Source organism: Tardiphaga sp., from assembly GCF_041424195.1.
GTDB lineage: Bacteria > Pseudomonadota > Alphaproteobacteria > Rhizobiales > Xanthobacteraceae > Tardiphaga.
The window spans coordinates 1-1,563 of sequence record NZ_JBGMOE010000095.1; the positions used below are offsets into that span (position 1 = coordinate 1).

Below are 1,563 nucleotides of genomic sequence, written 5' to 3' on the forward strand. Positions count from 1 at the left end.
ATGTCGACCTTGCCGAACTGCCGCATCTTCTTCTTGCCTTCCTTCTGCTTCTCCAGAAGTTTGCGTTTGCGGCTGATGTCGCCGCCATAGCACTTGGCAGTCACGTCCTTGCGCAGCGCGCGCACCGTCTCGCGCGCGATGATCTTGCCGCCGATCGCCGCCTGGATCGGAATCACGAACATGTGAGGCGGAATCAGTTCCTTCATCTTCTCGACCATGGCGCGGCCGCGGCCTTCGGCGCGGGTGCGATGCACCAGCATCGACAGCGCATCGACCGGCTCGTTGTTGACCAGGATCTGCATCTTTACGAGATCTGCCGGCTTGTAGTCGGTGAGATGATAGTCGAACGAGGCGTAGCCCTTCGAGACCGATTTCAGCCGGTCATAGAAGTCGAACACCACTTCGTTGAGCGGCAGGTCGTATTTCACCATTGCACGGGAGCCGACATAGGTCAGCTCCTTCTGGTTGCCGCGGCGGTCCTGGCATAGCTTCAGGACGCTGCCGAGATACTCGTCCGGGGTCAGGATCGTGGCTTCGATCCACGGCTCCTGGATCTCGGCGATCTTGACCACGTCCGGCATGTCGACCGGATTGTGGATCTCGATCTCCTGGCCGTCGGTCAGGCTCATCTTGTAGATCACCGAGGGCGCGGTGGCGATCAGGTTCAGGTTGAACTCGCGCGACAGCCGCTCCTGGATGATTTCGAGGTGCAGCAGCCCAAGGAAGCCGCAGCGGAAACCGAAGCCGAGTGCGGCGGAGGTCTCCATCTCGAACGAGAAGCTGGCGTCATTCAGCCGCAGCTTGCCCATGGCGGCGCGCAGCGTCTCGAAGTCGTCCGCGTCCACCGGGAACAGGCCGCAGAACACCACCGGGATCGCCGGCTTGAACCCCGGCAGCATGTTGGCCACCGGTTTGCGGTCGTCGGTGATGGTGTCGCCGACGCGGGTGTCGGCCACTTCCTTGATCGCGGCGGTGATGAAACCGATCTCGCCGGGGCCGAGTTCGTCGACCTGGGTCATTTTCGGTGTGAAGAACCCGACCCGCTCCACATCGTAGGCGGCCTGGGTGCCGAGCATGCGGATGCGCTGGCCCTTGCGCATCACGCCATCGACGATGCGCACCAGCACCACCACGCCGAGATAGACGTCGTACCAGCTGTCGACCAGCAGCGCCGTCAGGGTGGCGTCGCGATCGCCCTTGGGCGGTGGCAGACGGGTGACGATGGCTTCCAGCACGTCGCCGATGCCGATTCCGGTCTTGGCCGAGATCATGACGGCGTCGGAGGCGTCGATGCCGATCACGTCCTCGATCTGCTGCTTCACCTTGTCCGGCTCGGCGGCCGGCAGGTCGATCTTGTTGAGGACCGGCACGATCTCGTGATTGTTGTCCAGCGCCTGGTAGACGTTGGCCAGCGTCTGGGCCTCGACGCCCTGGCTGGCGTCGACCACCAGCAGCGAGCCCTCGCAGGCGGCCAGCGACCGGCTGACTTCGTAGGCGAAGTCGACGTGGCCGGGCGTGTCCATCAGGTTGAAGATGTAATCCTTGCCGTCCTTGGCGCGGTAG

At 63.3% G+C, this 1,563-nt stretch carries 1 protein-coding gene; it reads right to left on the reverse strand.

What is annotated here, in order from left to right:
* Window positions 1-1,563, reverse strand: a 1,563-nt coding sequence (gene lepA, locus ACEK02_RS14505; protein ID WP_371422380.1) for a translation elongation factor 4, incomplete at both ends; no start/stop codon positions are given.